20 protein-coding genes are annotated in these 23,072 nt (G+C 64.8%); 7 read left to right on the top strand and 13 right to left on the bottom strand.

Annotation, left to right across the window (positions count from 1 at the left end; genetic code table 11):
- The first annotated feature begins 16 nt into the window (after window positions 1–16).
- Complete coding sequence (locus ACLL97_RS01960; RefSeq protein WP_411278790.1) at window positions 17–1,378, top strand: hypothetical protein; 1,362 nt, start codon at window positions 17–19, stop codon at window positions 1,376–1,378.
- Window positions 1,379–1,387: 9 nt separating this feature from the next.
- A complete protein-coding gene (locus ACLL97_RS01965) occupies window positions 1,388–3,064 on the top strand; it encodes a hypothetical protein (protein WP_411278791.1) in 1,677 nt (558 codons plus the stop codon).
- A gap of 12 nt (window positions 3,065–3,076) precedes the next feature.
- Here the strand turns inward: ACLL97_RS01965 and puhC are convergent, their stop codons facing one another.
- The 13 genes from puhC to bchF form a co-directional block, all read right to left on the bottom strand.
- On the bottom strand, window positions 3,077–3,562 hold the full coding sequence (gene puhC, locus ACLL97_RS01970) for a photosynthetic complex assembly protein PuhC (protein WP_411278792.1): 486 nt from the start codon (window positions 3,560–3,562) through the stop codon (window positions 3,077–3,079).
- A complete protein-coding gene (puhB, locus tag ACLL97_RS01975; RefSeq protein ID WP_411278793.1) occupies window positions 3,559–4,218 on the bottom strand; it encodes a photosynthetic complex putative assembly protein PuhB in 660 nt (219 codons plus the stop codon). The genes puhC and puhB overlap by 4 nt, the downstream gene beginning before the upstream one ends.
- Window positions 4,215–4,757, bottom strand: a complete 543-nt coding sequence (puhA, locus tag ACLL97_RS01980; protein ID WP_411278794.1) for a photosynthetic reaction center subunit H — start codon at window positions 4,755–4,757, stop codon at window positions 4,215–4,217. Before puhA ends, puhB begins: the two co-directional genes overlap by 4 nt.
- A complete protein-coding gene (locus tag ACLL97_RS01985) occupies window positions 4,757–4,957 on the bottom strand; it encodes a hypothetical protein (protein ID WP_411278795.1) in 201 nt (66 codons plus the stop codon). The genes puhA and ACLL97_RS01985 overlap by 1 nt, the downstream gene beginning before the upstream one ends.
- A 28-nt stretch (window positions 4,958–4,985) precedes the next feature.
- Window positions 4,986–6,437 carry a BCD family MFS transporter gene (locus ACLL97_RS01990; protein ID WP_411278796.1) on the bottom strand — a complete coding sequence of 484 codons (1,452 nt, stop codon included), beginning with the start codon at window positions 6,435–6,437 and terminating at the stop codon, window positions 4,986–4,988.
- A gap of 16 nt (window positions 6,438–6,453) precedes the next feature.
- Window positions 6,454–7,539: a magnesium-protoporphyrin IX monomethyl ester (oxidative) cyclase gene (gene acsF, locus ACLL97_RS01995; RefSeq protein WP_411278797.1), complete on the bottom strand. Its 1,086-nt coding sequence runs from the start codon at window positions 7,537–7,539 to the stop codon at window positions 6,454–6,456.
- 16 nt (window positions 7,540–7,555) lie between these two features.
- Window positions 7,556–7,888 (bottom strand): hypothetical protein, encoded by a 333-nt coding sequence (locus ACLL97_RS02000; protein ID WP_411278809.1) that lies wholly within the window; start codon window positions 7,886–7,888, stop codon window positions 7,556–7,558.
- Window positions 7,889–7,916: 28 nt separating this feature from the next.
- Window positions 7,917–8,732: a magnesium protoporphyrin IX methyltransferase gene (gene bchM / locus ACLL97_RS02005; protein ID WP_411278798.1), complete on the bottom strand. Its 816-nt coding sequence runs from the start codon at window positions 8,730–8,732 to the stop codon at window positions 7,917–7,919.
- Window positions 8,732–9,628 carry a ferredoxin:protochlorophyllide reductase (ATP-dependent) iron-sulfur ATP-binding protein gene (gene bchL / locus ACLL97_RS02010; protein WP_411278799.1) on the bottom strand — a complete coding sequence of 299 codons (897 nt, stop codon included), beginning with the start codon at window positions 9,626–9,628 and terminating at the stop codon, window positions 8,732–8,734. The genes bchM and bchL overlap by 1 nt, the downstream gene beginning before the upstream one ends.
- Before the next feature lie 82 nt (window positions 9,629–9,710).
- Window positions 9,711–13,547, bottom strand: coding sequence for a magnesium chelatase subunit H (gene bchH / locus ACLL97_RS02015; RefSeq protein WP_411278800.1), 3,837 nt, complete (start codon window positions 13,545–13,547; stop codon window positions 9,711–9,713).
- On the bottom strand, window positions 13,537–15,285 hold the full coding sequence (gene bchB / locus ACLL97_RS02020) for a ferredoxin:protochlorophyllide reductase (ATP-dependent) subunit B (protein ID WP_411278801.1): 1,749 nt from the start codon (window positions 15,283–15,285) through the stop codon (window positions 13,537–13,539). Before bchB ends, bchH begins: the two co-directional genes overlap by 11 nt.
- A 10-nt stretch (window positions 15,286–15,295) precedes the next feature.
- Window positions 15,296–16,549 (bottom strand): ferredoxin:protochlorophyllide reductase (ATP-dependent) subunit N, encoded by a 1,254-nt coding sequence (locus tag ACLL97_RS02025; RefSeq protein ID WP_411278802.1) that lies wholly within the window; start codon window positions 16,547–16,549, stop codon window positions 15,296–15,298.
- Window positions 16,546–17,094 carry a 2-vinyl bacteriochlorophyllide hydratase gene (gene bchF, locus ACLL97_RS02030; protein ID WP_411278803.1) on the bottom strand — a complete coding sequence of 183 codons (549 nt, stop codon included), beginning with the start codon at window positions 17,092–17,094 and terminating at the stop codon, window positions 16,546–16,548. The genes ACLL97_RS02025 and bchF overlap by 4 nt, the downstream gene beginning before the upstream one ends.
- A gap of 446 nt (window positions 17,095–17,540) precedes the next feature.
- Here bchF and ACLL97_RS02035 point away from each other — a divergent pair, with 446 nt between their 5' ends.
- The 5 genes from ACLL97_RS02035 to ACLL97_RS02055 all read left to right on the top strand — a co-directional run.
- Window positions 17,541–18,242, top strand: coding sequence for a B12-binding domain-containing protein (locus tag ACLL97_RS02035; protein ID WP_411278804.1), 702 nt, complete (start codon window positions 17,541–17,543; stop codon window positions 18,240–18,242).
- Entirely contained in the window at window positions 18,208–19,647 is a 1,440-nt protein-coding gene (gene ppsR, locus ACLL97_RS02040) for a transcriptional regulator PpsR (RefSeq protein WP_411278805.1), read from the top strand. The genes ACLL97_RS02035 and ppsR overlap by 35 nt, the downstream gene beginning before the upstream one ends.
- A gap of 128 nt (window positions 19,648–19,775) precedes the next feature.
- Complete coding sequence (gene chlG / locus ACLL97_RS02045) at window positions 19,776–20,702, top strand: chlorophyll synthase ChlG (RefSeq protein WP_411278806.1); 927 nt, start codon at window positions 19,776–19,778, stop codon at window positions 20,700–20,702.
- Window positions 20,699–22,015 carry a BCD family MFS transporter gene (locus ACLL97_RS02050; protein WP_411278807.1) on the top strand — a complete coding sequence of 439 codons (1,317 nt, stop codon included), beginning with the start codon at window positions 20,699–20,701 and terminating at the stop codon, window positions 22,013–22,015. The genes chlG and ACLL97_RS02050 overlap by 4 nt, the downstream gene beginning before the upstream one ends.
- Before the next feature lie 70 nt (window positions 22,016–22,085).
- Window positions 22,086–23,072 (top strand): geranylgeranyl diphosphate reductase (locus tag ACLL97_RS02055; RefSeq protein WP_411278808.1); only part of this gene is annotated, 987 nt, incomplete at its 3' end.

Below are 23,072 nucleotides of genomic sequence, written 5' to 3' on the forward strand. Positions count from 1 at the left end.
TGCATCGTCACGCCGTATGACACCGCCTGCCCCACCGATTCCCTCGTCATCCGTGCACGAGTCCGACGCGTTTCATCGCGTGGGGCGTGCCCTGATTGCGTGCTGGCCGCAGTGGTCGTTGGAACCGGACGCGGGTCATCGCGCTGTGCGGTCGGCGCGGCAGCGCAATCGGCTGCTCGACGAAACCGGGAGTGATCATCGACCGCTGGTCGACCTCCTGATCGACCTCGGTCACACCATCCGACCCGCGCTGCAGCGCGTGGCGCACACGCCGCTGTCGGCTTCGGCATGGGACACCGCGCGCGCGCCGATCGTGCATCAGATCGTGTCCACCCGGTACCTGCAGCCCGATGTGGCGCGATGGGCAGTCGACATCTGGGGGCGAGCGCTGGGCGTGTCACCGGTGCCAATCACGCGTGCGCTGGTCACCGCGCCGCAGGTGCGCACCACGGAGATGGCGCCGTACGCTGCCCCTTCCGCCACCGCGGCGACGGTAGCGGCCGCGGCGACTGCCACGCTGGCGAGAGCGACCGCACGATTCGGCACGCTGCCGCCGCTGCCCACAGCACCGAAGCCGACGCGCCCCAACGCACCGTCGTGGGCGGGTGGGCCGGCATCGTTCGGCGTGGGTGCCAAGCTGACGCCTGGGGCGCGTACGGCGCTGGCCAGCAGCGGGCGCTTGGTATCGACCAGGTCTCGCGTCCAGGGCCCGAAGTACCAGCCGGTGGAGCGGCTGGCCGCGATAGTGCTGACCGGGCTCTTGATCGTGGTCTCGATCTCGACCTGGCGAGCGTTGGGCAATCGCGGCAGAGCCGAGCGCGCCGGGCCGCGCCCTGAGGCTGCAGCGCCCCCTGGAGCCACGAACGCGACCCCACCCGGAACCAATCCCACCGAGGCACGATCACGCCCGCTCGAGGCACCTGTGGCCAAAGGCCCGCCCGATGTGAGGCGTCCACGCGCTGGGACCGAACCGAGCGCGCCGTTCGTGTCGCCGATGGTCGCCGGCGTGGCCGGCCGGTACCGTGTCATCCAACGCATCCGCTCGGTGGACGGCAGCACGAGTTGCGAGTCGGTCGCGCGCGCGCTTGGTGTCGGGCGCGAAACGGAGGAGCGTATCACGCACGTGCCGGGGCGCGCCGCGTTCCGCATCGCGTCGCGCGGGGTCACGGGAACGCTCGACCGCGAGGGGCGCTTTGTCGCCGGGCCCCTGTCGGGGACCACGAACAACATTCCCTGGCAATTCCAGATGCGCGGTCGCTTCCTGCCCAACGGCTTCATCGGGGCGAGTGAGACGTACACCGAGGCGATTCTTCGCTGGGGACGCACGCAGGTATGCGTCGTGAGCGCCGATCTGAGCGCGACCCGCCTGCCGGACTGAGCGCATGCGATGATGGGGTTCGTCGATCCGCGCCTTCGCATGCGTGAAGCGCTGCAGCAGCTCGTTGAGCAGGAGCCTACTTCGTGGGACCGCTCATCGTTGCTGGTCCTGCGCAACCGGCTGCTCGACGTCACCGGCAGTGATGCGCGTCCGTTGGCCGAACTGCTGATCGAAGCGCTGCGCCGTGGCGTCCGTGACCGGCTTCCCGCCGGCGCGATGGAGTCGGCGCGCTGGGACGCAACAGTGTCGCCGTTCGTGATGCAGTGGTCGGCCGAGCGATTTGTGCAGCCCGATATGGCGCGGTGGGCGGTGGAGTGCTGGGGCTATGCACTGCGCGTGATTCAACCCGAGCAGTTGCGCATCGCCCCGCCGCCCAGGCGTGAGCCGATGGCGATGTTGGCCGCGCGATTGAACGCCTCGGCCGCTTCGAGTGGCGTCCAGGCGGCGCGCAGCGCGGGGTTGCGGATCGCCGGCGCACCGCGGGCGAGCACGCGCGTATCGTTGAGCGTGCCGTTGCGCGGCGCTCCCGCGCGGGGAATGGCGTCGGGGCCGGCGCGTGGTGCCGCATCGTACACACCGCGCGTACGCGCCGCCGCGCCGCCGATGAATCCTCCGATGAATCCTCCGATGAATCCGTGGATCGCCCGCGGCATGGTTGGGGTGCTCGGACTGATGGGACTCGGCGTCTTCGCGAAGGCGGCGGTGAGGGGATGGAGCGCGCCGTCGGCTTCGTTGGCAACGGTGAACACCGCGACCACCCCTCGTCCATCTGACGAGGCACGCGCCCGTGCGCCGAACGCGCGAGTGCCGAACGTGCGTGTGCCGAACGCGCGTGTGCCGACGATCTCCAATCGCGAGGTGCCGCAGAGTCTCACCGGCGGCGTGGTCATCAATGCACCGGCGAATCCCGGCGTCCCGTCGATCACACGTGCCATGCTTCCCACGGGCGCCGACAGCATGCGGATGCTTTACGTCGACCCGGCCCGTCGCGCCGTGGGGGACTCGCGCCGTGCGAACATGCCGCAGGTGGCCTCGCAGGCCACGTATGATGAAGTACATCTCGAGGACCGCACCATCATGCGTGGTCGCGTAGAAATCGTGCGCGCCGGCGCGGTAATCTTCCGCGATCTGCGCACGGGCTTGCGTCACGAGCTCCGTAAGGAAGAGATCAACGAGATCATCACCGAGTTTGGCACGCCCGTGCGATTCCGAGCGAACGCCGCGCGCAGTGCGGAGAGTTCGCCGCGCTCGAGAGCCGCGGTGGCCGCTGCCACCAATGCCGGACGGCGCGCCCGTGGTGTCGGCGGCGCGTATCTCGTGCGCTACGCCGCTCCGGTGGCCGTGGGCTCACGCGAGTGCGCGTCGGTTTGGACGCGCGCGCCCGATGCCATCGATCGCGCCATCGTACGTCATTCGCCAGGCGCCGACACGCTCACTCTAGCCTTCGACGCCGGCGACAACTTCCCCAGCAACGTGGACCCCGATGGCTTTTTCGCCTCGACCTTTCGTATCGTGCCCGATCAAGCGCGCACGAGCACCGCGCTGACCACTCGCCTTACCGGACAGTTCCGCGCCAACGGCTCGCTCGCGCTGACGGTCAACATCGTGTTCTTTCGGCGTATGCGGAGCGGTGCCGACCTCGCCTGCACCGTGACGGTGAAAGCAGAAGGCCAACGCGAAGGATAGTGTCGACGGTCGCTACTTGGTGTGCATGAGCAGTCGATCGAATGACTCCACCTGCGTCGGTCCGAAGCTCGTGACGGTCACGCTTTGCTTCGTGGCCGGGTCGTGCAGCACGAGGCGACCGTCGACATAGCGCACAAGGCGGAACGGCACGTCGGGTCCAATGCTCGCCATTCTCCGTGCACGCGTCAACGCGCGCATCGCGCCACGGAGAAAGTTGTTGGAATTCGGTCCGAGCTCGGCAGCAACCGTGTTGGTGGTCGCATCCATCACGGTAATCGCGCCACCGGGCACATCGACAAAACGCAACGCGCGCTCGGCCAGCACCGCGGTCGTGGTTTCCCTGAACGCGCCGAACCCGAAGAGCTTGGCCGAGATCGCCAGTCCGAAAACGAAGACAATCAGCGCCCCGGCCATGACTAGCGCGGGCGTTGGGACGATGAGCGGCGGAGCCCCAGCGCGGGCGCCAGGTTCCTGCTCGAAATGAATCGGACCGCTCATACAGGTTGTGGTGCAAAATGTGGCTCGCTCGTGGATGGCCGCGGAGCGGCCTTCGGCACGCTCGTCGTCGACTCGGCGGCAGCGGCGACCGCGTCGGCGAGGAGCATGCCCACGCCTTGCGGATCACTCAGTCCGCGCAACACTGGCTGCGGCTGATTGATCGAACGAAAGCGGCAGTGGGGCCAGAGCGCGATATACGCCAACCGACTCGGCTTCGCGATCTTCACGACGACCTGCCCCGTACCGTCCTTGAAGACGCCGACCCCGGCCGATTCGAGGATCGTGAATGGCACGTTGATCGACATCTCGAACACCATCCCCAGACGCAACACCAGGCGCTGCGACGTAATCGCGTACCACGACGTCCGCGCGACTACGCGGGCCAGCACGAACACGATGCCAAGCACCAGCGAGGAAAGGCTCACCCGAACTAGCAGCCCCGCCAGAAACGCCTGCGAGGAGACCGCGTACTCTGTGCCGACGATCCATACCGCGAGCATCACCACGAAATAGGCGGCGATGAAGCGCCAGTGGAACACGTGGGTGGCGATCGCCGAGGCCTCGGGCGCGCCCTGCCAGAGGATATGCTCACCCTCCGGTAGCGCGTGCGGCACGCCACGGATGTACTGCGGCGTGCCTGCAGGACCGGAACTCATATGATCGGCTCGCTCCGCTCAGCCATGGCGTACAGATGACCGCCGGCGTAATACGCGCACACCATATCCTCCTCGAGCAGCGTGATCTGATCATCGCGCTTGAGCGCGGGCACGTTCGCGAACTGCGCGGCGGTGATCGCCTTCACGAGCAGTTTGTCGTTGCCCCAGAGACCGAAGTTCGGCCACTGTACGAACGCCGCGGGAAGCAGGACGCGCTTCTCGCGGCCGGTGAGCTGGACTTCGTAGTACGTCACCTGCGGTTCGGCGCGATTCACCCACAACTCGATGACCGTACCGGCGACCTGCTTGTCAGCCGCCACGACGGGGAGTCCGCGCGGATCCGGATCCCCCTTGGCGATCGAGTAGGTCGGATCGAGACGCATCGGCACGATCTTGGCCGTATTGTGGAACGTCATGTCGGGCGTGTCGGACCGATTGGCCCACGAAGCCGGGCCGACACCGTCGATCATCGGGTCGCCGGTCGGCACGAGCGCCGAGCCATTGTACCCGTCAACCGGAACCGCTTTGATCTCGGACATCAGTGCGTCCCCTCGCCGCCGTGCGGTCGATGAATGAACGTCTTCTTCTCGGGCACGGACGGCCAGCCTTCACGCGGTCCCTGCGGTGATTCGAGCGGATAGCCTTCACGCTTGTCTTCACGACGGATGTAGATGATCAACCCGGCGAAGAACAGCCAGAACGCGTACAGCGCGATCTGCGCGCCATCGATGTACTGCATAGGTCGGCTCCGGTACGAATGGTGAAGGTCAGGCCGGCAGGTCGGCGAGCCCGAAGGACTGCGGCGTCGATTCCGCGGAGGCACGACCGGCCCTCCGACGAGCGACCAGCGGCCCCAGTGCGACCAGTGTCGCGAACAGCGAGAGAATTTCGATGTGATACACGACTGAGTACGGCACCGAGGCAATACTCATCCCCGGGCCCAACGTGCCCCGCGCCACCAGATGCGACAGCCAATCCTTGAGGAGACCGCTGAGGGCAAACGACAGACCTTCCGCAGTAGCGAACACCGCGCCCCACGCGCCAAGCGCGATGCCGTGTTGCGATGCGTCCTTCAACTGCATCGCGTACGACAACGTGCCGACACCAAACAACCCTTCACCGAAGCCGATCAACCCGACGCCTCCGCGAAACAATTGGGGGGAGTCGAGTGGACTGGCAAAGACAATCATCGCGAATCCTGCGATCCCCACCAGCGCCCCGAGCGCCGCTAAGCGAATCGGGTCGTGCTGGCGCCGCAGCATTTCCGCGGAAAGCGCAAACGCGGCGACGGCACCCGCCGCCATGATGGCCGTGAGCATCGTGGTCTGCGAGACCGTCAGATGCAGAATCTCGCCACCGTACGGCTCGAGCAGCACGTCCTGCAAATTGAAGGCGAAGAAACCGATACCCGAGGCCACCAGCAGACGCACGGCCTGTCCACCGCCGGCGAATGTCCGCCACGCCTCCCGGAAGCGCGGACGAATCTCGTCTTTGGTGTATTCCACGACGCCCTTCACGCGCGCTTCCTGCTTCCAGAGCGACACGGCGTTGCACAGCACGGTGAACACCGCCGTCCCCTGAATTACCTGAATGAGCTTGAGCGGAGTGAAATCGCGCAGGAACTGTTCCAGCACCAACGCCGAGATCAGGGTGCCCAGCAGCATCATGAGATACATCAGCGCGATGACGCGAGGACGCTTGTCTTCGCGCACGACGTCGGTGGCCAATGCGAGGCCGGCAGTTTGTGTGGTGTGGGCTCCGGCGCCAACAAGCAAGAACGCCAGCGCCGTGCCGGCATACCCGATCCACGCCGGACCGCGCCCGCCATTCTCGGAGAGCACCAGGAGCGCGAACGGCATGATGGCCAAACCACCGAACTGCAACTGGGTACCCAGCCACAGGTACGGCACGCGTTTCCAGCCGAGAATACTGCGATGCGTATCGGAACGGAAGCCGACGAGCGCGCGCAACGGGGCCACGAGCAGCGGGATGGCAAGCATGATCGCCACCAGCGACGCGGGCACGTTGAGCTCGAGAATCATGACGCGATTGAGCGTCCCGACGAACAACGTTTGCACCATCCCGACGGACAGCTGAAATAGGGCCAGCCGCAGGAGACGCGACAACGGCACCTCGGCGGTCGCCACATCGGCGAACGGCATGAATCGAGACGAAAGGCTCGATAGCCCTTTGACGAAGACGTCGGCGGGACTGGACATATCCGTGTCCCGAGCCCTACCAGACGGGTTGCATGCGCACGTCGGCGGGCAGGGCCTGCCGGTGCGGTGGGCGCAGGAACAGCTGCACGAATGTGAGGCCATTCGCAGCTTTCAGCAGCAAGACCTTGATCCCCGCCAACATGCCTCCAGCGGCTTCGGCCTTCCGCATCGCGTCGGTGTTCTTCCACATCCGATCCAGCAAGCCCCAAAAAGCCTCACTCTCGGTGTCGATGGTGTCCGGAAAGACCTGACGGCTGATGAGATTCGTAAGCGTGATGACGCGACGATCGTAGTGGTCGACATCGATGCCCATGTACTTGAAGAACGGCGCGCGCGCGTGATCACGCACGTACATGGTGCAGAACACGGCCAGGAGAAAGAAGCGAATCCAGAGCTTGTTGCGCCCTTCGAGCAACTCAGGATTGGAGCGCATGAGCACGGCAAAGGCCTCGCCGTGCCGGAACTCGTCGAGGCACCAATTCTCGAACCACTTGAAGATCGGGTGAAAGCGCTTGTCCGGCTGCTTCTCGAAATTGCGAAAGATCGTCACATAGCGCGCGTACCCGATCTTTTCCGACAGGTAGGTGGCGTAGTAGATGAACTTCGGCTGAAAGAACGTGTACTTCTTCGCCTTCGTCAGGAAACTGAGATCGACGGCGACGTCGAAGTCGTTCAACGTGTGGTTGATGAAGCCGGCGTGACGTCCCTCATCGCGACTCATGAAGCCGAAGAGCTCACGCACTTCAGGATTCTTGATCCGCTTCTTGATTTCCGCGTACAGAATGCAACCGCTGAATTCCGCCGTCACCGAGGACACGAGGAATTCCACGAACTGCTCGCGCAGTTCAGGGTCCATCGCGGAGAGATCCACGTCGAATTCTTCGTTGCGCTTGAAGTGGTTCTTGTTTGGATCCCGGCGGAACTCCGCGAGAATGTCGTTCCACATCGACTGGTGCTCGGCCTTGATCTTGAGGGCGTCGATTTTCGCGAAATCCGTGGTATAAAACCGCGGACTCAGGATCGCGTCCTGCTGTGCGTTCTTCGTGCTCGTGTTCACGTTGTCGTACGCGCGAACGGGCAACTCGGTAGCGGTAGGGTACATAAGTGGGTCTGTTTCCTCAGCCTTCGAAGCCGACGTCGTAGAGCTCGTACAATTCCGTGCCGCCGGTCAGCTTCACGAACTGCCGCCGCAACCAGCTGGCGCGCTGCACCGTTGCCCGGGAGGCATAAGTGCGCTGCGTCCCGAACGGGATACGGGTCGGCGTATTGTGTACCAGCACCTGATCACCAGGGTCAACCTCCACACCCTCGAGGTCGACGTGCGCGTGGAAATGGTCGTGCGTCGATTCAAGGTCGATCGTACACGCCACGTCGAATCGCCGACGCATCACGAACCATCCCGTCACCGCCGCCAGCCCAAGGCCGGCAATGCCCCACACCGTACCATCCATCACGTCGTTCCCTCGGATCCGGTGATCGTCAACTGCGACGGGAGGCCGCAGATCCCGATGTGCCGCCCATCGAACTATGATGCAGCGCAATCGCCATCGAGCGATAGAAGCCGCGTTCGACAAGCCGTGTCCCAACCATACCCCACGTATCGAGGACGCACGATCCGAGCAGTCCGGTCCGGAACGCCCGCTCCGAGATCGGCACGATCGCCGGCGCCCGGTCAGCCTTCGGGAACAGTCGGCCCACGGCGCGCAATGCGACCAGCAAGGCGGTTCCCGGCACGACGGTAATGAGCATCCGCTGGCGGACACGCGGCGCCAAGGCCTCCAGGGACGCCATCATCTCCGGCAGATCGTAGTGGATCAATGAGTCCATGGCCACGACGTGGTCAAACGTGCCCAGCGCCGGGTCGAGCATGTCGCCAGAGTGGAAATCGATTGACACTCCCTCTTCCTCGGCCCGCTCGCGCGCGTGATCGACCAGCGTCGGAGCGAGGTCGATCGCGACGACCTCCGCCCCCCGCTTCGCGAGGTCGATGGCCAGGGTGCCCGTGCCACAGCCGGCGTCGAGGATGCGGACGCCGTGCAGGTCGGGGCTGAGCCAGTTCAGCAGCGTGCGCCGCATCTGATCGCGTCCGGCACGCACGGTGGCACGCACGCGCGAGACCGGGGCATCCGACGTCAATGTCTTCCACGCGGTGGCCGCCGTGCGGTCGAAGTACTCCCCGATCCAGGCCCGCCGCTCGAGGTACGACGCCGATGTGGCGTGCGAACCCCCAGGCGACGTGGCCTCGAACGACGGACCCGGAGTGGGGGAGACGTCAGTGGTGAGCTGCGATGGCATCAGTCGAGTCCGAGGAGATCGAAGATTTCACGGTCCTTCAGTGGATTCGCGGGCAGCGGTACGACGTCATCAAGCATCCGCGACGCGAGCAGCATGTATTGCTCCTGCGCCGCAATCACTTCAGGCGAATCTTCCATCTCGAAGATCGTGCACTTCTTCAAGCGGCTGCGACGGATCGCGTCGATATCCTGAAAATGCGCCATCGTCTTCAGTCCGACCGCCGCATTGAAGCGGTCGATTTCGTTGGTATCCTTCGACCGGTTCGCCACGACCCCGCCCAGTCGCACCTTGTAGTTCTTCGACTTCGCCTGGATGGCCGCAATGATCCGATTCATCGCAAAGATCGAGTCGAAGTCGTTGGCCGTCACGATCAGGCAGTAGTGCGCATGCTGCAACGGGGCGGCGAATCCCCCGCACACCACATCGCCCAGGACGTCGAAGATCACGATATCCGTGTCCTCGAGCAGATGATGCTCTTTGAGCAGCTTCACGGTCTGACCGGTCACGTAGCCCCCGCACCCCGTGCCCGCCGGAGGACCGCCCGCTTCGATGCACTGCACGCCGTTGTAGCCCTCAAACATGAAGTCTTCCGGGCGCAGCTCTTCGGAGTGAAAGTCGACCGACTCGAGCACGTCGATCACCGTCGGCACCATCTTCTTCGTGAGCGTGAACGTCGAATCGTGCTTCGGGTCGCACCCGATCTGCAGCACGCGCTTTCCGAGTCGCGAAAATGCCGCCGACAAGTTCGACGAGGTCGTGCTCTTGCCGATCCCGCCCTTGCCATACACGGCAATGACGAGGGCGCCGTCGATCTTGGTATGCGCATCGAGGTGCACTTGCAGACTACCCTCGCCATCGCCAACACGATCAAGAATCGGGAGTTGCGTCGCGGTCATATCCTTACCCCGGTCACGTTGCCCTGCGTTTCATCGGCGCCCCAGTCGGCGCCGTGGTCCTGTCTCATCGTGCAGTGGTGCGTCACGCGAACACGCCTTCGAGGCGATCTTCCAAGTCGGCAGCCGCATTTCGGAGCGCTTCCAACGTCGCCTCATCGGGCGACCAGTAGCCGCGATCGTTCGCTTCCAGCAGGCGTTGTGCCAACCCGGACGCGGCGTCCGGGTTGGCCCGCGCGAGCCGCTCACGCATGGCCTCATCCAACACGAACGTTTTCGTCGCTTCCGCGTACACCCATTCGGGCACGGCACCCTTGCCGCCGGTAGCTGACCAGCCGAACGTCGTGATCACGTGGCCGGCGATATTGCGGGCTCCTTCGTACCCATACTCCAGCTGACTCTCGTACCATCGTGGATTGAGCAGCTTGGTCCGCGACTCCAACTCGACCTGCTCGGTCAGCGTCCGCACCTTACCCTGTGCGTTGTTGTAATCGCCGACGTACACGGCTGGCGCCTCACCGCCGTTTTGTTGTGCGATCACCCGCGTCATTCCACCAAGCGATTCCACGTACTGATCAATGTCCGTGGCCCCGAGGTCCACCGAGTCCAGCCCTTGAAACGACAGCGTCGCCTGTCCGAGCGCACGTTTCATCAGGGCAGGCTGCGACGACGGGCGACCGTCCGTACCGTAGGCGAAGCCCTTCCGCTGCACGAAGAGATCGGCCAGTTCGTCTTCCGTCTCCCACTTACCGGTGTCGATGAGCAGGTTCACGTTCGAGCCGTAGGCCCCGTCCGCATTCGAGAACACGCGCAGGGCCGCGGTGGCGAGGTCGCACCCCGTGTCCTGCATGGTTTGCAGCGCATGTTTGCGAATAAAGTTCTGCGCCGGATCTTCGTCGGCCTGTGCGCAAATCAACGCCGCCTCGGCGAGCAGCTTCACCTGCAGCGGCAACAGGTCGCGGAAGATGCCGGAGAGCGTGACAACGACATCCACCCGAGGCCGACCAAGCGACGCCAACGGCAACAACCGGGCTCCGGCAAGTCGACCGACCGCGTCGAAGCGCGGAACGACACCCATGATCGCCATGACCTGCGCCAGCGGCGTGCCCTCGCTCTTCATATTGTCCGTGCCCCAGAGCACGACCGCCACCGACTCCGGGAGCGCGCCGCAATCGGCCACATAGCGCGACAGCAGCTGCTCGGCGCGAACACGACCTTCGAGCATCGCCACCGCACTCGGCACCCGATACGGATCGAAGCCGTAGATATTCCGCCCTGTCGGGAGCACCGCCGGATTGCGCAGCAGGTCTCCCCCAGGCGCCGGGGAGACATACCGCGCGTCGAGCGCACGGAGAATGCCAGCGACTTCGCGATCCTCGCTCAACGACTTATCGAAGCCGATGAGCGCCTCGAGATGCTGACGCAAGGCGCGGTCATCGGCAACGCGCAGACCGTTCGACTTCGCTTCAGCCGACGCGATGCGCTCGGCACTCCGCACGTCCTTCGTCGCCACCAATTCCTGGACGGCCAGGCGGACGATTCGCTCCACCAGCTGCACGGTATCGTCGGACGCGGAGCGGGTGCTCTGGCCGGGTACGATCGTGTCGCCAATGGCCGGGAGTTCCAGCTCCGGTCGGCCCGAGCGCGCCATTTCCACCAACACGCCAACGCGCGCATCGGGCGACATGCCCTCACCGACCACGTGCAGCCCCATCGGGATGAGACTGTATTCGAGCTCGAGCAGCCGGTCGCGCAGCGTGGTCACGCGCGCATCCGTTTCTTGCACCGTCCACAGCGGCTCGGCCGGTGCCAACTCAACGGCGGCCGCCTGCTGTTGAATCAGCTCGCGCAGCGACGCCGCGTCGCTTGCCTTGCTCTGATCGAGCGCACGCCAGCGATCGAGCGTGCTCTTGAGATCGAGCAGGCCACGATACAATCCGGCATTCGCGACGGGTGGCGTGAGATATGACACCAGGGTCGCATTGCCACGACGCTTGGCCAGGGTGCCTTCAGACGAGTTGTTCGAGGCGTACAGATACACGTTCGGCGCATCGCCGATCAGTCGATCGGGCCAGCAGCGGTCATCGAGTCCGGACTGTTTCCCCGGCATGAACTCCAACGCGCCGTGCGTCCCGAAATGCAGAATGGCATCGGCGGCGTAGTCTTCGCGCAACCAGCGATAGAAGGCACTGAAGGCATGCGTCGGCGAGAATCCACCTTCGAACAACAACCGCATCGGATCGCCTTCCCATCCGAACGACGGTTGCACGCCAATGAAGACGTTGCCGAGTTGCAAGCCCATGATCTGAATGGACTGGCCGTCCGAGAGTTGCCGCCCGGGCGCGGGTCCCCACGTCTTCTCGATTTCCGCCAGATACGGCTCGCGACGAACGTGATCGTCCGTACGGATCGTGGTGTGCACGTTGGCCGGCGCACCGTATCGCTCGCGATTGCCGCCCGTGATCCGCTCGCGCAGAGCATCGGCGCTGGCCGGGAGGTCGACCGTATAGCCCTGCTCCTTGAGCGAGGCGAGCACGCGCTGCACGGACGGAAACACGGCGAGATACGCCGCGCTGCCCGTATTGCCCGCATTGGGAGGGAAGTTGAACAGAATCAACGCGATCTTGCGCTGCGAACGATCCTTGCGACGCAGCGCGACGATCTTGGCGACGCGCTCCGCAACGCGGTCGACGCGCTCGGGGATGGGCTCCGACGCGGCCGCCTTGCCGGGCTGCGGATCGCCCTTTCCTCCAAAGACGGTCGGGATAATCGCGCCATCGAGTTCGGGAATCGCGATCTGCAGCGTGGCCTGCAACGGGTTGAGGCCGCGCGCGTCGTTGCGCCACTCCTGGATCGTCTGGAACTCGAGCGTTTGCAGCGTGAGGTACGGGACATCGAGGCCGCGCAATACTTCCTGCGCCGCTTCCGAGTTGTTGTACGCCGGACCACCAACCAGCGAGAAGCCGGTCAGGTTAATCATCGTGTCGATGGTTGCTTGTCCCGATCCATTCGTGAAGTACTTCTCGACGGCAGGACGCGCATCGAGCGCGGACGCGAACGCAGGTACCACGCGCAATCCCTTGGACTCGAGGGCCCGAACCACCGCCGCGTAGTGCGCTACGTTGTCAGCCAGTAGATACGACCGACCGACGAGCACGCCCACCGTGCCCGCGTCCGCGCCACGATGACGTGGCAGCGCTTCCATTCGCTCGGCAATCCCCCGCCCCGGGAGGGACGGGTGCCAGAGACCGACGTCCGGATACGTCTCTGGCGGCTGGGGATTCAGCGCCCCGCGCAGTGCCTTTCGCGGCCCGTCGGCATAACGATCGATGGCGTACGTCACCATCTGCTCGATGTTCTCCGCCGTACCCGCCAACCAATATTGAATCAGCAAAAGGTACGCGCGGACATCCTGCGCGGTGCCCGGGATGAACTTCAGAATGGACGGCAGGGTGCGCAACGCCGTCATCTGACGCTCGCCGCTGGACTTGCCGTCACCCCGTGAGCCTCGGAGCTTCTTGAGCAAATTGATCGGTGAGAGTGGCGATCGGGACTCGCCACCGCTCATGTCGAACTTGCCGAGCTTCGTGCACTTGACCAGCTCGGGAGTGCACAGCGCGCACAGCACGGCATCCGCCTGGTCGCGCCGCGCCAGCACGGCCTCGTACACGGCATTCGCATACTCTTCCTGGAAGAGCTGCGTGCAGACCACGATGTTCGCTTGCGCGATGTCCCGTCGCGCGCGTTCCGCGGCCTGTGGATCGCTGCCGAAGTCCGCTGCCACGTGCAGGTTGATCGTCAGCCCGGGGATGTCGCGCGTGAGCGCAGCACCGGCCCGCTCAAACGCATCGGCCAGATGTGCGTCGAGGGTGGTGATGGCCACGCGAATCGGGACGACGCCGGCACTCTGCTTAGCGGCCATAGAACGCCTTCGCGTCGTAGAGCGTATCGACGGTGATGTGCGCGATGCCGTGTTCGAGGGCATACCGCTCGGTGTTGCGACGCGCTTTGCCACGCACGAAAAACGGGATCTTCTCGAGTTCCGCTTCAGCCGGCGGGAGCCATGAGGTCGTGACCGGCGCGACCGCCACGAGGGCGACCTCCGCGTTCTCCTCTTCGGCGAATCCCACCGCGCTGGCCGCCTCGGGCGCTTCCCATTCGATCGCGGCGCGCGACGTAAGGGGCGTGACGCGTTGACCACCCAGGGCGACACCGCGCGACGGATGCTCGACCGACGGCGGCGACGCATGCAAGTGCGACGGCGGCGACGCATGCAAGTGCGACGGTGTCGCGCCGTCAGCGAACTCGAAATCGTCCTTGAACATGTGCAGCAAATGCTCTTCGAGCCCCATCATGAGCGGATGGACCCAGGTATCGAAAATGACGTTGGCGCCTTCGAATCCCATCTGCGGCGAATGTCGGGCCGGCACATCTTGCACGTGGATGGGCGCCGAAATCACGGCACACGGTACACCAAGCCGCTTCGCGATGTGGCGTTCCATCTGCGTTCCCAGCACAAGCTCGGGCGCGAGTTCGGTGACGCGCTGTTCAACGGCGAGGTAGTCGTCGCTGATCAACGCGTCCACGCCCAGTGCGGCGGCCAGTTCACGAATCGGGCGCGCGTACTCCCGGGAGTACGTGCCGATGCCGACCACGGTGAAGCCGAGTTCGTCCTTCGCCATCCGTGCGGCGGCCAGCACGTGCGTGGCATCGCCAAACACGAACACGCGCTTGCCGGTGAGATACGTGGAGTCGACGGAGCGCGAGTACCACGGCAGCAACGAACGGCTGGCATCGACCTGCGCCGTCCCGGCGCGCTCGCGCTCGAGCAGGGCCGAGATATCGACGCCAGCGACCCTGCCGACTTCCTCGACGAACTCTCGGGTCGCCAAAACGCCGATCGGGACGGTGCGTACCGTGGGCTGTCCGAACGTTTTCTGCAGCCATCGCGCGGTCGTGTCGGCAACTTCCGGGTACAGGACCACGTTGAAGTCGGCGTCTGGCATGGACCGGATGTCGGCCACCGTGGCGTGCAGCGGCGCGCAGACATGCACGTCGACACCGATGTCCTGTAGTAGTCGCGTGATTTCACGCACATCGTCGCGATTGCGGAAACCGAGCGCGGTGCCACCCAGCAGGTTGCAACGCGGCCGGCGACGATCGCAGGCGGCCGCCTCCGCTGTGTTCGTTCGCGGCGGCGAGCCCGGGGCCGGCGCGAGCGGCAGCAGCAGGGTGCGCACGAGATGATAGAACGTCTCGCTGGCGCCCCAGTTCTCTTTTTTGGAGTACGCCGGAAGTTCGAGCGGCACGACAGGAATCGGCAGTGACATGCCCATCGCCAGCGAGCCGGGCTGATCCTGAATCAACTCGGCCGTGCAGGATTCGCCGACGAGCATGGCGTCCGGCTTGAATCGCTCATACGCATCGCGAACGGCCGACTTCACCAACTCCGCAGTATCACCACCGAGGTCGCGTGCCTGAAACGTCGTGTAGGTGACCGGCGGGCGGGCATCACGCCGCTCGATCATCGTGAAGAGCAGATCGGCATAGGTGTCACCCTGCGGCGCATGCAGCACGTAGTGCACACCTTTCATCGAGGTCGCGATACGCATCGCGCCGACATGGGGTGGGCCTTCATAGGTCCAGAGCGTCAGTTCCATAGCGTGATCCTCAGACCGCGAGTCGCTGCGCGCGATCGAGTGGCCGCGCAAAAAGTTCTGCCAGGTCACCCGCCTGCTCGTAGCCATGCACCGGTGAGAACACCAGTTCGATCGACCACTTCGTGCGCAGCCCTTCGGCCTCCAACGGATTGGCGAGGCCGAGTCCGCAGACGGTGAGGTCTGGGCGTGCATCGCGACAGCGATCGAGCTGCTTCTCCACGTCTTGCCCTTCGCTGAGCTGCACCGTCGCGGGCAAGCGCGCGAGTTCGGATGCCATCATGAGCTTGTCGAGATACGGCGTACCGACTTCCACCAACTCGGCGCCACACTCCTCATACAAGAAGCGGGCAAGCGGGATTTCGAGCTGTGAGTCGGGAAAGAAGAACACGCGCTTGCCGGTGAGCCATGGGCGATACCGCGACAACGCGACGCGCGCGCGTTCGGCCGGCGCGGCGGTGACGGCGGCGAACAGTTCCTCGCTCACGCCCCACTCCTTGGCGGCGGCCAGGAGCCATCCCGTGGTGCCGTTCACGCCGAACGGATACGGCGACGACAACAGTGTGGCCCCGCGCGCGATGAGGGCACGCGCCGTCTCGCCAAGAAAGGGCTGTGCGACCAGCAGCTTGGTGTTCGGTCCGACGGACGGCAGATCCCGCGCCATCCGCGGCGGGAAAAACTGCACCGGTCCAATCCCCAGCTGCGCGAAGAGGCGCGCGAACTGATCTTCGACCACGTCCGCGATCGTGCCGACCACCAGGAGTTCAGGCGTGGCATTGGTGGACTCGGGAAGATGCGGCACCATGCAGCGCAAGCAGGCATCTTCGCCCTGCGTGAACGTGGTTTCGATGCCGCTGCCCGAGTAGTTCAGGATGCGTACACGCGGCAGGAATTCGCCATTCAGCCGTTCGGCGGCGCGCTGTAGATCGAGTTTGATCACTTCCGAGGGGCATGATCCCACCAGGAAGAGCGTCGTAATATCCGGACGGCGATCCAGGAGCTGCGTCACGCACCGATCGAGTTCCTCGTTGGCATCGGCGAGGCCCGCCAGATCCCGCTCGCTCAGAATTGCCGTGGCAAAGCGCGGTTCCGCGAAGATCATGACGCCGGCCGCCGATTGCACGAGATGCGCGCAGGTACGGGAGCCGACCACTAGAAAGAAGGCGTCCTGCATTTTGCGGTGCAGCCACACGATACCGGTCAGTCCGCAGAAAACTTCGCGCTGACCACGCTCCCGGATCACCGGCAATTCCATGACCGCGCTCATGCGACCGCGGCTCGGCGACGCGACTCGGCTTCCTGCAGTCGTGCGGCCCGGAGCTTGAGCACGAACTGAATGGCGTTGACGGCGTAGGTGCCGTACGCCACCAGCGCGAGGACCATCAGCGTGCGTGGCGTCCAGTGCAGCACGAGGCCCGCCAGGTAAGCGGTATGGAGTGCAACTACGCCCATGCTCACGACGTCTTCCCAGAAGAACGCGTCGGCGAAGAGGTACTTGCCGAAGACCACCTTCTCCCAAATCGCGCCGGTCACCATGATGGTGTACAGCACGACTGTCTTGACGACGACTGAAACGTTGGCGGCAAACAGCCCGTCACCGATGCGCAAATACCGGATGACGAGTGCAACCGAGACCGCCATGACCAGGAACTGGACAGGCGCCAAGATGCCCTGTACAAGCGTCCAGCGAGTCGCATCGCGACGCCGACGCTCTTCGGGCGTATACAATCCGGTCCGCGGCGCCTGAGGCGACGGGGAACGGGCACCGGCGGTCGCCGTGGGCGCGTCCGAGGCGTGGGAGGGGATAGTCATCTCACCTTCTGTACCGGGGGTTCGCATACCCAGATGACACGAGAGTACGGAATCGCACTGAAGTTGTCAAGAAAAGTTTACGTCAACCTTTCTTGACAATCCATTCAGACCGTAACAATGTAGACGGGACAGTCGATCGCCCCTGAACAGGTGAGCGGATCCCCAATTCGTTCTTGCGCCCGGGAGACTACGCGGCAATGTTCGGCGCTTCCCTCCAGCCTGCCGCCTCAGGTCGCCTCCCGGTGACTCGCGCTCCGGGCACAAGCCACGACGTGATGGAATCGCCTCCGGCCCCCCGTCGATCTGAGCACCTCGCGCGACTCGAGCGTACGATAGAGAACGAACTCGTCCCCCGATTGCTGGCGAGCCATCGCGTAGGACCGGTGCCCCCGGCGCTCTCCATGACCATTGCTCGGGAGCTGTCGGCACGCGACGTGGACGGGTTCGTGGCCGCCGTGCGTAGTCCCGACGATGCGAAAGCGGTACAGTTCGTCCGAGAGGTGCTGGCCGAAGGCGCCAAAATTGAGGCGGTCTATCTCGACCTGTTGGCACCATCGGCGCGTCGGCTCGGCCAGATGTGGGATAACGATGAGTGCGACTTCGTCGAGGTCACGGTCTCCCTCGGCCGCATGCAGCGCCTGCTGCGTGATCTCTCCCAAGTCTTTCTGGCCGACGCGACCGGAAGCGAGCCGGTCGGCAATGTATTATTGACCTGTATTCCGGGCGAACAGCACACCCTCGGGATTATTATGGTTGGAGAGTTTCTTTTGCGTGACGGCTGGCGCGTGCTGGTCGGCGCACCGTGGTCCGAGAGCGATCTGCTAACGATGGTGGGCACCGAGTGGTACGACGTGATTGGTTTTTCAGTCGGCAGCGAGAGCCGGCTACCGCTCCTCAAACGCGATATCCGGCGCCTCAAGTCGGCATCGCGCAATCCGCACGTGCAGTTCATGGTCGGCGGGCAGGTCTTCAGTGACGACCCCGCCGTCTCCGATCAGGTGGGCGCCAACGCGATCGCCGGAGATGCTCGTGAAGCGCCGCAGATCGCCCGCCGGCTGCTTGACGACGCGCGCCGCGCCGCGTCTGACGCTTCGCGGGAGGCATTAGGCGATCATGACCAATTCAGTGACACTCTTCGACGCACCTGAGGCCGCGTTTGGCGAGATTGACGCCAAGACTGCGGCTGCGCTGTTTGCCGTTGCGGGGGACATCGCCCTTGTGATGGACAGCGCGGGCGTCATTCGTGACGTCGCGCTCATTGGTGCCGAGACCCAGTTTGATTCGGCCAGCCAGTGGGTCGGTCGCCCGTGGAGCGAGACGGTTACGCCTGACAGCCGTGCAAAGATCGACGCGCTGATCAAGGAGGCGCTCGCGACCGGGGTTTCGAAGCACCGTCAGGTCAACAACCTGCTGGTCGATGGCGTCGACGTCCCCGTCTCCTATACCGCGCTGCGCATCGGGCGGGACGGCACGCTGGTGGCGGTGGGCCGCGACATGCGTCACGTCTCCGCGCTCCAGCAACGGTTGGTCGAGGCCCAGCAGGCGATGGAGCGCGACTACTGGCGCCTCCGGCACGTCGAAACGCGCTACCGTCTGCTCTTCCAGATCGCGAGCGATGCGATTTTGGTGATTGATGCGACCACGCTGAAGGTCCTCGACGCTAACACGGCCGCGGGACAGGTGTTCGGCGAGACGGCGGATCGACTGATCGGCCGGACGTTCCCGTTCGGAACGGATGCCGAGGGCGCGCACACGCTCGAAGAGCTGACCATGACCGCCCGGAGCGCGGGCCGCGCCGGCGACGCGCTCATCGCATTGTCTGACGGCGGCCGCTCCTTTCACGCCTCCGCTTCCTGCTTCCGACAGGAGTCGGCGACACTGTTGCTCGTGCGTCTCTCGGCCGCGGATGTGACGCCAACCGCCAGCGCGTCCGCGGACTCGCCGCTTCGGGTGATCGACCTGCTGGAGCGATCGCCCGATGGCTTCGTGGTCACCAACCTCGAAGGACACGTACTGACCGCGAACCGCGCATTCCTCGACATCGCCGGGTTGGCGACCGAGGAACAGATGCGCGGCACACTACTGGCGACTTATATAGGACGCCCAGGCGCCGACTTCCCCGTCTTTACGAGCATGCTCAAGAAGAACGGGGTCGTTCGCCTCATGGCCACCACGGCGCGCGGCACCCACGGCCACCAGAGCGAAGTCGAAGTCTCGGCCGTTTGGGCGCCCGATGGCGAGGAGCCGTGTATCGGCTTCACCATCCGTGACATCGGACGGCGTCTGGCGGCGACTCCCCAAGGCGCCCGCGATCTGACGCGGGCGGTCGAAGAATTGACCACGCTCGTGGGGCGTGTCTCCCTCCGGGACTTGGTCCGCGACACCGTCGACTTGGTCGAACGCCATTTCATCGAAGCGGCGCTCGAACTCACGAACGACAACCGGACCTCGGCGGCCGAGGTGCTAGGGGTAAGTCGACAGAGCCTGTACGTGAAACTTCGGCGCCACCGACTGGTGTCGCCGAGCGGCGGCGAAGCGCCACCAGTCAGCTGATCGATGCAGTGACAACAGCCGGTTTACACCGGTCGTTTGTCGTTCCCCCAGTTCGGACTGCAGAGTCTGCGACTTCTGCTCAACTTTACTCTGTTGCATTTCCGTACTGTCAACTAAACTAGACGCCTATGAGCGTCAGTTTTTCCGTACAGTCGGCAAAAGCGCGACCGGACTTGAAGGCGGTCCTTACGCTGCTCAAGCCGGTGACGTGGTTCCCTCCGATGTGGGCGTTCACCTGCGGGGCGATATCCGCCGGCGTCGCGCTTTCAGAGCGTATCCCCCTGCTCGCGCTCGGTATCGCGATCACGGGGCCGCTCGTCTGTGCATCGAGTCAGGCCGTGAACGACTGGTTCGATCGGGACGTCGATGCGATCAACGAACCCAATCGCCCGATTCCTTCCGGTCGTATTCCCGGCCAGTGGGGACTCGCCATCGCGATCTTCTGGACGGCGCTCTGTCTCTTCGCGGCGCTGCCGCTCGGTGCATTCGGTGTCTCTGCGGTCGCTATCGCCCTGTTCTTTTCGTGGGGCTACAGTGCGCCGCCGTTCCGCTTCAAGCGCAACGGCTGGGTCGGCAACACCGCCGTCGGTTTCACCTACGAAGGACTCGCCTGGGTGACTGGCGCTGGCATCATGCTCGGCAATCAGGTGCCGCCGATGCCGCTGTTGATCCTCGCCACGCTGTACAGCATCGGCGCGCATGGCATCATGACGCTAAATGATTTCAAAGCGATGGAGGGTGATCGGCGCATGGGTGTGAATTCCCTGCCCGTGCTGCTCGGCGCCGACGGTGCCGCGCGAGTGGCGTCCTTGGTGATGCTGCTGGCGCAGGCGATGGTGATAGCGTTGTTGGTGGCATGGAACCGACCGTGGCATGCGCTGGCGATTGGCCTGCTTGCGCTCGTGCAGGCGGTCATGATGTGGCGCTTCGTGCAGTCGCCGCGTGAACGCGCGCTGTGGCTCAGCGCGCTTGGCGTTCCATTCTATGTGAGCGGCATGATGATCGCCGCGTTCGCCGTGCGCACGTTGCCGATCATTGTGGAGGCCAGCCCATGAGTTGGTGGCAACTCTCGCGACTTGGCCTCGTGCAGGCTGCGATTGGCGCCGTGGTGGTGCTGCTGACCACCACGATCAATCGTGTGATCGTGGTCGAGCTGTCGCTGCCGGCTACCGTTCCGGGGCTGCTCGTGGCGTTGCACTTCGGCGTGCAGCTGATTCTGCGTCCGCGACTGGGGCACGACAGCGATCGGAGCGGTCGCCGTACTCCTTGGATTCTGGGCGGCCTTGCCGTCTGCGCGCTGGGCGGGGTCGGGGTCGCGGCCAGCATTCCGGTCATGGCCACGAATGTCGCCCTTGGTATTGCGCTCGCGTCGATCGCCAGCGTCGTGCTCGGCGCCGGCGTTAGCGCCGCCGGTACGCCGTTGCTCGCGCTGATCAGTGAGCGGGCGCATCCTTCGCAGCGCGCCGGTGCGGCCGCCATCACGTGGATTCTGATGATCGTCGGCATCATCATCACGGCCGCGGCGTCGGGCGCGCTGCTCGACCCGTTTTCGTATACGCGCCTGATCGCGATCGCCGGCGGGATCGGCGGTGTTGGATTTCTCGTTGCGGTCGTCGCCACCTACGGCGTGGAGCGCGGTCCGCGTCCGGTCGCGTCGGTGCCGAGTGGCCCCGACGGGTCGCGCGGTTCATTCATGGCCGCACTACGCACGGTGTGGGAAGAGCCCGCTGCCCGCCTATTCGCCAGCTTCATCTTTCTCGCGATGTTCGCGTACAGCGCGCAGGATCTCATTTTGGAGCCGTTCGCCGGTCTGGCGTTTGGCATGACGCCGGGCGAGAGCACCACGCTCTCCGGCCTGCACCATGGCGGTGTGCTGATCGGCATGATTGCGACGGCCGTGCTGGCCACCCGTCGCGGTCCGCTGCGTCACTGGGCGGCGGGCGGCTGTCTGGCATCGACCGTCACGTACGTCGCGCTCGCGGCGTCGCCGGTGTTGGGCGAGGTGCGCATGTTCACGGCGATCGTCATGATGCTTGGTTTGGCGAACGGGGTGTTCGCAATCGGTGCGATCGGCTCGATGATGGCGCTGACCGGCGACAAGACTGACGGCCGCGCGGGACTGCGCTTGGGTGTTTTCGGCGCGGCGCAGGCACTGGCGTATGCGACCGGCACGATGGCGGGAGCGATTGGAGTGGACACGGCAAAGGCCGTGCTGGATTCGCCGTTGCGCGGTTATCTCGCGGTGTTCGGCGTGGAAGCGGTGCTCTTTGCGGCGTCGGCCGTCCTCGCGCTGCGCAGCGCCTCGAGCGAGCGCGCGAATGACGTGTTCCGTGAGCGTTCGGAAATGCTGCCGGCGCTACTGCAGTGACGGTGATGGCGACGGCGATGATCAGTGCGCGGGTGCGCGTGGGGTCCGAGTTCATCCGGGAGGATGTCGCATGAGTGAAGTGCCACCGCTCGACCTCTACGACGTGTTGGTGATCGGCGGTGGTCCAGCCGGCGCCACCGCGGCGCACGAGCTCGCGAAAGCGGGCCGTTCGGTGATGCTGCTCGATCGTGCGGGTCGCACGAAACCGTGCGGTGGCGCGGTGCCGCCGCAGCTGCGGCGCGACTTCGATGTACCTGAATCGATGATGGTGGCGCAGATCGATACGGCCCGCATCATTTCCCCCACGTGGCGCACCGTGGACATCCCGGTGGGCAACGGCTACGTGGGCATGGTCGACCGCGACGTATTCGACGAGTGGCTTCGCACGCGGGCGGCCAATGCCGGCGCCGAGCGGCGTGTCGGCACGTTCACGACCTTCGCGCGTGGTGCCGACGGCATCCCCGTGATCAGCTACACCGATGGACGCTCACGGTCCGGCGAGACACGCCAGGTACGGGCCCGGATGGTAATCGGCGCCGACGGCGCGCTTTCTCCGGTGGCGCGCCAGTGCATCCCGAATTCGCACAAGGCCAAACACGTATTCGCCTACCACGAAATCGTGAAGTCGCCGGTGGCCGGCCATCAGGCGAATTTCGGGGCGGCCCGATGCGACGTGTACTACCAGGCGCCACTGTCCCCCGACTTTTACGCCTGGGTTTTCCCCCATGGCGCGACGACCAGCATCGGGACCGGTACATTACAGAAGGGTTTCGGACTCAAAGATGCGGTCGCCAGGCTGCGTCGGGAAACTGGCCTCGACAAGGTGGAGACGATCCGCAAGGAAGGGGCGCCGATCCCGATCAAGCCGCTACCGCAGTGGGATAACGGCCGCGACGTGGTCTTGGCAGGCGATGCGGCCGGTGTGGTTGCACCGGCCAGTGGAGAAGGGATTTTCTACGCGATGACGGGCGGTCGCTTTGCCGCTGACGCGGTGTTGGACGCCTTGGTGACCGGCAATCCGAAAGCATTGCGCCGAGCACGTCGGCGCTTCATGCGC

This window comes from Gemmatimonas sp., from assembly GCF_046594945.1.
Taxonomy (GTDB): domain Bacteria; phylum Gemmatimonadota; class Gemmatimonadetes; order Gemmatimonadales; family Gemmatimonadaceae; genus Gemmatimonas.